Here is a 6,918-nt window from a genome sequence, read left to right as displayed (position 1 = left end):
GGACGGGCGGCGCGGCGCCGGGCGGTGCAACGGTCAACCGGGCGACGCGGCACGGGACCACGTCCGCCACCCGCACGGGCGAGCGGCTCCGGACATCCGTTCCCCGGTCGGACGCTCAGCCGATGGCGACCTCCGCGTACATCCGGGCGATCACGTCCTCGATCGCGGGCTCGCGCACCGAGAGGTCGACCAGCGGGTAGCGGGCGGCGACGGCCGCCACCACCGGGGCGGCGCTCTGCTCGGCCGGGAAGGCCAGCCACTGGCGCGGGCCCTCGACCCGGACCACCCGGGCGCCGGGCACCTCGACCGGCGGTCCGGCCTCGGCCAGGTCGACGACCAGGGTCCGCTCGCTGTCGCCGACGGCGTGCAGGCCCTCCAGCCCGCCGTCGTAGACGACCCGGCCGTGGTCGATCACCATGACCCGGTCGCAGAGCTGTTCGATGTCGGTGAGGTCGTGCGTGGTGAGCAGCACGGTGGTACCGCGGTCGCGGTTGACCTCGCGCAGGAACTCGCGCACCTTGCCCTTGCTGATCACGTCCAGGCCGATGGTCGGCTCGTCCAGGTACAGCACGGCGGGGTCGTGCAGCAGGGCGGCGGCGAGGTCGCCGCGCATCCGCTGGCCGAGCGAGAGCTGGCGCACCGGCGTGTCGAGCAGCGCGCCGAGGTCGAGCAGTTCGACGCAGCGTTCCAGGTTGGCGCGATATCGGTGATCGGGGATCCGGTAGAGCCTGCGCGCGAGTTCGTAGGAGTCGCGCAGCGGCAGGTCCCACCAGAGGGTGGTGCGCTGCCCGAAGACGACGCCGATCCGGCGGGCCAGCGCGGCCCGTTCGCGGGCCGGGTCGACGCCGGCCACGCGCAGCCGGCCGGAGCTGGGGACGAGGATGCCGGTGAGCATCTTGATGGTGGTGGACTTGCCGGCGCCGTTGGGGCCGATGTAGCCGACGCACTCGCCGGCCCGGACGGTGAAGCTCAGTCCGTCGACGGCGCGCACCTCGCGCTTCTCCCGCTTCAGCCGGCCGGTCTTGGCGCGGACGGTGAAGGTGCGGCGGACGTCGTCGAGCTCGATCAGTGTCATGGTTCTTCCTCGGTGCGGGGGACGGGGGATCAGCTGCCGGCGCCGCGGTAGGCGCGCAGGCCGGCCCGCCAGACCAGTCCGGCGACGGCCAGGCTCAGCACGGCGGCCAGCGGTGAGGCGAACTGGAAGGCGGCGGGCAGGCCCAGCGGATCGGGCTTGTCGAGGATGCGCAGGGCGGGCAGCCAGTTGACGAAGGCCAGCGGCACGCCGAAGACGGTGCCGGCGACCAGCTCCTTGGCGAACACGGTCGGCGGGTACTGCAGCAGGGTCGCGCCGCCGTAGGTGAAGGAGTGGTGCAGTTGCCCGGACTCGCCCCACCAGAACTGCAGGCTGGCGATGCCGATGAAGAACGCCGCGAAGACGAGGGTGCCGCAGACCAGCAGCACGGGCACCAGCAGCACCCGGTCCCACGTCCAGTGGACGTCCAGCACGAACAGCGACCAGCCCAGCACGGCCGCCGCCTGCACGGCCCGTCCGACCCTGCGCAGCGAGAAGCGCTCGGCGCAGACCTGGGCGAGTGCGGGTGCGGGCCGCACCAGCATGGTGTCCAGGGTGCCGGTGCGGATGCGCTCGCCGAGGGCGTCGACGGTGCCGACGAACAGGTTGGCCGTGCCGAGGGCGAACGCGGAGGTTCCGTAGAGGAAGCCGAGTTCGGGCAGGGTCCAGTCGCCGAGGCTGTCGGTGTGCTGGAACATCAGGATGATCACGACGAAGTCGAGGAAGGTGATGGCGACGTTGGCGACGGTCATCATCACGAACGACGCCCGGTAGGACATCAGCGCCCTGGTCCACATGGCGGCGGTGAGCCACCAGGAGCGCACCGCCCAGGCCGTCCGGGCGGCGAGCGGTTCACGGGGTCCGCCGAGCCCGGCGGGCCCGGGGGTCACGAGGGCCTGGTCAGCCACCCTGGACCACCACCTTGCGGGTGGCGAGCAGCTGGACCAGCCGGCCGGTCGCGAGCAGCACCAGCGCCCAGGCCAGCTGGGAGCCCAGCGCGCCGAGCAGTCCGGTGCCGGTGACCCGCTCCAGGAAGACGTCGGTGGGCACCTTCACCAGTGCCGCCCAGGGCAGCAGCGGGGCGAGTTCGCCGAGCCACCCGGGGAAGAGCGCGAGCGGCAGCAGCATCCCGGAGAAGAAGATCGACACCATCAGCGTCAGGGCCCGCACCCCCTCCGAGTCGTGCAGCCAGAAGCCGGTGAGCGCGACCAGGAACCGCAGGCCGAAGCTGACGACCACCGCGAGCAGCACCGACAGCAGGAAGACCGCCCAGGTCAGCGGGTGCTCCGGCATCCGGGTGCGGAAGGCCAGGGCGCCGACCAGCACCGGCGCCACGCCCCGGCCGAGCAGGTGGAAGGCGGCCCGGCCGAGGTCGGTGGCCAGCCACCAGCCCTGGAAGTCCACCGGCCGGTAGAGGTCGACGGCGATGTCGCCGCTGCGGAAGCGCTCCTGGATGTCGTCCTCGAAGCCGCCGCCCATCACGGCCACCGTCATCAGCAGGGCCTGACTGACCCAGATGTAGGTGACGGCCGCGGCCTCGTCGTAGCCGCCGAGGCCGGGGCGGGCGTGCCACAGGGCGATGAAGGTGTAGGCGAGGATGAAGCCGAAGACGGTGTTGGTGAAGGCGCCGGCCAGGGTGGCGGCCCGGTAGGTGGAGAAGCGGAGGAACGCGCCGCGGACGACCGCGGCGTACAGCCGCAGGGCGGCGCGCGCGCCGCCGCCGGGATCGGGGGGACGGGCTTCCGACGGCCGAGACTCAAGCTTCTGCATATTGTCTCCTTATCGACAAATGGCGACACAGGGAGGCCCCTGGCCGCAGGTGCGCATGCCGGACCGGCCCCGGCCGCCCTCCCCCGGGGGTACCGGGCCGGGCGGACGGAGCTGGAACGGGCCGGAGCCCGAAACGGCCTCGCTATGTGGTTTGCACCTTTCACCGTACTGCGGCGAAGTCCCGTGCGCACCCGGTTTTTCCACCACCCGTACGGAGTCGTCCGGGCGCCTGATCGGCAGTCAAATAGCACATAATCTCCGCATGACCCCGAGCACCAGCCGCCGGACCAAACGGGCCGCCCGCCGCGAGGCGCGCCGCGCCCTGCCGCTGCGGCGACGGCTGCTGCCCACCTGGCGGGTCACCCTCGGCGCCGTCCTCACCACCGCACTGCTCGCCGTCGGCGCCTTCGCCGTGCTCTACGTCATCGTCCCGCTGCCCGACCCCAACGCCCAGGCCGTCGCCCAGAGCAACGTCTACCTCTACGCCGACGGCGTCACCGAGATCGCCCGCACCGGCGCCGTCAACCGCACCGACGTCACCATCGACGAGGTCCCGGTCGGCACCCGGCAGGCCGTCGTCTCCGCCGAGGACCGCACCTTCTACCAGAACCGCGGCATCGACCTGACAGGCATGGTCCGGGCCGGCTGGAACAGCCTCACCGGCCAGGGCCTGCAGGGCGGTTCCACCATCACCCAGCAGTACGTCAAGAACTACTACCTCACCCAGAGCCGGACCATCGAACGCAAGGGCCGCGAACTCCTCATCGCCCTCAAGGTCGACCAGCAGCGCGACAAGGACGAGATCCTCGCCGGCTACCTCAACACCAGCTACTTCGGCCGCGGTGCCTACGGCGTCCAGAGCGCCGCCCGCGCCTACTACGGCGTCGACGTCTCCGAACTGACCGTCCCGCAGAGCGCCTACCTCGCCGCCCTGCTCCAGGCCCCCAGCGCCTACGACGTGAAGACCGCCACCCCCGCCAACCGCGAGAAGGCCGTCGCCCGCTGGCACTACACCCTCGACGGCATGGTCCAACTCGGCTTCCTCAGCGCCACCGAACGCGCCGGCCTCGACTTCCCCGACCCGCTCGACCCGCAGCCCGCCTCCGGCCTCGCCGGACAGGCCGGCTACCTGGTCGGCGTCGCCGACGAGTACCTGGTCGGCAGCGGCATCCTCGACAGCGCCACCCTCAAGGCCGGCGGCTGGCGCATCACCACCACCTTCGACCAGCACAAGCAGGACGCCTTCGCCCGCGCCGTCCAGGACGAACTCACCGACGAACTCGACCCCGAGGCCCGGCCCGGAACCGACACCGACGTCCGGGTCGCCGGCGCCTCCGTCGAACCCGCCACCGGCCGCGTCGTCGCCGTCTACGGCGGACCCGACTACGCCGAGCAGCCCTACAACGACGCGCTGCGCCAGGACAACCAGATCGGCTCCACCTTCAAGCCCATCGACCTCGCCGCCGGCCTCACCTCCCACCACAGCAGCGGCGACGGCCGCCCGATCACCACCGAGACGCGCTACGACGGCACCAGCGAACGCCCCGTCACCGACGGCCCGACCCCGTACGCGCCGCCCAACGAGGACGACATCGACTACGGCCCCATCACCCTGCGCCAGGCCATGGCCAAGTCCGTCAACTCGGTGTACGCGCAGGTCGGCGTCGACGCCGGACTCGACCACGTCCGGGCGACCGCCATCCGGCTCGGCATCCCCGACGACGTCCCCGGCATGGACCCGGCCAATACCTCGATGACCCTCGGCACCGCCACCCCGAGCGCACTCGACCTGGCCGGCGTCTACGCCGCCCTCGCCAACCACGGCGAGGCCCACCGGCCCTGGTCCGTGGCCGGACTCGAACGGGTCAACCCCGGCACCGGCCCCGTCGACACGCCCGAACTGCCCGGACACGCACCCGTCGACGCCCTCGACCGGGGCACCGCCGACGCCGTCACCGACGTCCTGCGCGGGGTCGTCAGCACCCACGGCACCGGCGCCGAGGCCCTCGACCTCGGTCGGCCCGCCGCCGGCAAGACCGGCACCACCGACGCCAACCTCTCCGCCTGGTTCGCCGGCTACACCCCCGAACTCGCCACCACCGTGGGCCTCTTCCGCGAGCACCCGAAGACCCACGCCAAGGAACCGCTGGCCGGCACCGCCGGCTACGCCCGGATCAACGGCGGCGCCTTCCCCACCCGGATCTGGACCGCCTACATGGGCGAGGCCCTGGAAGGCACCGACGTACAGGACTTCGAGCTCGAACCCAGCGAAGGCAACGGCCGCCCCGCCGCCGGCGGCCCCACCGGCACCCCGACCGCCACGGCCACGGTCACGGCCACCGCGACCACCACGCCCGCACCGTCCCCGGACCCCACCGCCGGCCGCGGCGGCACCGTCCAGGCCCCGGCCGCCCCGGCAGTACCGGCCGGCCCCGCCGACCCCGCGGCCCCCGCCGCACCGACCGTGCCCAGACGGCCCACCACGACCCCGACGCCGACCGCCACCACCCCGGCCCCCGGCCGGACCACCGCCGACCCCGAACCGTCCACACCCCTCGCGCCCACCCCGCAGGAACCCGCCCAACCGCAGGCCACCCCCAGCACGCGGCCCACCGCCGACCGTCCCACCGCCGAACCACCGACCACCGTCGCCCCCACCAAGGCCCCGGACCCCACCCCGCACACCCCGCTCCCGCCCGCCACCGCCAAACCCCCGGCCACCGTCCGACCGGACACCCCGCCCCCGGCCCAGTAGGCCCTCGGCGGCGCGGAGGTGGGGGGCACCTCCCGGCCGAAGGGGCTGGTGCGCGCCCCGGCGGCGACCGCCCGGCGTGATCCGAAGGAGAGCGCCCTCCTACGCCACCAGTTCACGCTCCAGCGGCGTACGGAACCGCGGCGTCACCCGGACCTCCCCCAGCCAGCCCGCCAACCGCTCCGCCTGCGCCGCGACCGCCGCCCGCGCCCCGGCGCCCGCGTCCTCGAACAGCCGCCACACCACCTCGCCGTCCGCCCGCTGCGCCCAGCCGCCGACCACCCGGCCGCACCACCACACCGTCGGCCCCGCGTTCCCCGCCCGGTCGAACAGCGCCGGCACGTCCTCCGGCCGCAGGTACCACTCCCGGCCCCGCCAGCCCATCACCGCCGGATCCAGCCCCGGCAGCAGCGCCGCCCACGGCTCCGGCTCCGCCACCGGCCCCTCGTCCCCCGGCAGCACCAGACCCGCCGCACCGCCCTCCAGCGCCACCTCCACCGCGCCCACGTCGGCCAGCGCCCGGCGCACGTCCCCCAGCGTCCAGCCCGTCCACCACTTCACGTCCTCGACGGTCCCCGGCCCGTACGACGCCAGCCAGCGCCGCACCACCTCCGCCTTGGCCTCCCGCGCCGGCACCTCCGGCCACGGCGCCACCGGCGCCCACGGGTAGCTGTTGCTCAGCCACGACCCGCGCGGCCGGCACCGCCGCACGTGTCCGTCCGAGGCCAGCAGCCGCAACAGCCGGCTCCCCACGCTCTGCTTGGCCTCGTACGGCTTGCCCGCCGACATCAGCATCGTCTCGCGCAGCGCCGGCACGTCCGCTCCCAGCTCGGCCGTGGTCGCCTCCCCGCGCACCGCCAGCGCCGCCAGCACCTCCCGCTCGGTCTGCGCCAGCCGCGCCGGGCTCCACCCGTCGGCGAACTCCGCAAGGTGCTTCAGCAGCGTCGCCCGCTCCTTGGCCGCGATCTGCCGCGCCGCCGCCGCGCTCACGTACGGCGCGAAGGCCTCGGTCACCGCGAACAGCGTCCGCCGCATCGACAGCAGCTTCACCAGCGAGACCTCGTCGTACAGCGCCCGGTCCACCTCGGCCGCCGACGGCTCGCGCAGCCGCGCGCACGCCGACAGGTACACCGTCGCGGGGTCGGAGGCGTGAAGCCCGACGACCGCGTCGGCCACCTCCTCCACCCGCCCCGCCCACCCGGCGGACGCCAGCAGCAACCGCCGCCCCAGCCGTGCCCGCCGCTGCCCCTCGTCGATCACCATGGGCGGATCATAGGGGCCGGGGCGGCCCCCGGAAACGCCGGTGGGCCGCCGCGCCCACGGC

Annotated in this window: 5 protein-coding genes; 1 reads left to right on the top strand and 4 read right to left on the bottom strand. The window is 74.1% G+C overall.

Features of this window, described 5'->3' with window-relative positions:
- Positions 1-115: 115 nt before the first annotated feature.
- The 3 genes from ACFU74_RS35020 to ACFU74_RS35010 are packed head-to-tail and all read right to left on the bottom strand — an operon-like array spanning position 116 to position 2,773.
- Entirely contained in the window at positions 116-1,075 is a 960-nt protein-coding gene (locus ACFU74_RS35020; protein WP_380764178.1) for an ATP-binding cassette domain-containing protein, read from the bottom strand.
- Positions 1,076-1,104: 29 nt separating this feature from the next.
- A complete protein-coding gene (locus ACFU74_RS35015; protein ID WP_380764177.1) occupies positions 1,105-1,980 on the bottom strand; it encodes an ABC transporter permease in 876 nt (291 codons plus the stop codon).
- Entirely contained in the window at positions 1,973-2,773 is an 801-nt protein-coding gene (locus ACFU74_RS35010) for an ABC transporter permease (protein ID WP_380764179.1), read from the bottom strand. Before ACFU74_RS35010 ends, ACFU74_RS35015 begins: the two co-directional genes overlap by 8 nt.
- 331 nt (positions 2,774-3,104) lie before the next feature.
- Here ACFU74_RS35010 and ACFU74_RS35005 point away from each other — a divergent pair, with 331 nt between their 5' ends.
- Positions 3,105-5,597: a transglycosylase domain-containing protein gene (locus ACFU74_RS35005; RefSeq protein ID WP_380764176.1), complete on the top strand. Its 2,493-nt coding sequence runs from the start codon at positions 3,105-3,107 to the stop codon at positions 5,595-5,597.
- Between the two features lie 99 nt (positions 5,598-5,696).
- Here ACFU74_RS35005 and ACFU74_RS35000 read toward each other — a convergent pair whose 3' ends face one another.
- Positions 5,697-6,857, bottom strand: coding sequence for a winged helix DNA-binding domain-containing protein (locus tag ACFU74_RS35000; RefSeq protein ID WP_380764175.1), 1,161 nt, complete (start codon positions 6,855-6,857; stop codon positions 5,697-5,699).
- Positions 6,858-6,918: the final 61 nt, after the last annotated feature.

Source organism: Kitasatospora sp. NPDC057500, assembly GCF_042802195.1.
Lineage (GTDB): Bacteria > Actinomycetota > Actinomycetes > Streptomycetales > Streptomycetaceae > Kitasatospora.
This window is presented reverse-complemented; position numbering and strand designations above follow the sequence as displayed.

Coding starts and splice junctions, on each gene's coding strand:
- ACFU74_RS35000 (WP_380764175.1), bottom strand. CDS start 6,857: ATGGTGATCGACGAGGGGCAGCGGCGGGCACGGCTGGGGCGGCGGTTG.
- ACFU74_RS35020 (WP_380764178.1), bottom strand. CDS start 1,075: ATGACACTGATCGAGCTCGACGACGTCCGCCGCACCTTCACCGTCCGC.
- ACFU74_RS35005 (WP_380764176.1), top strand. CDS start 3,105: ATGACCCCGAGCACCAGCCGCCGGACCAAACGGGCCGCCCGCCGCGAG.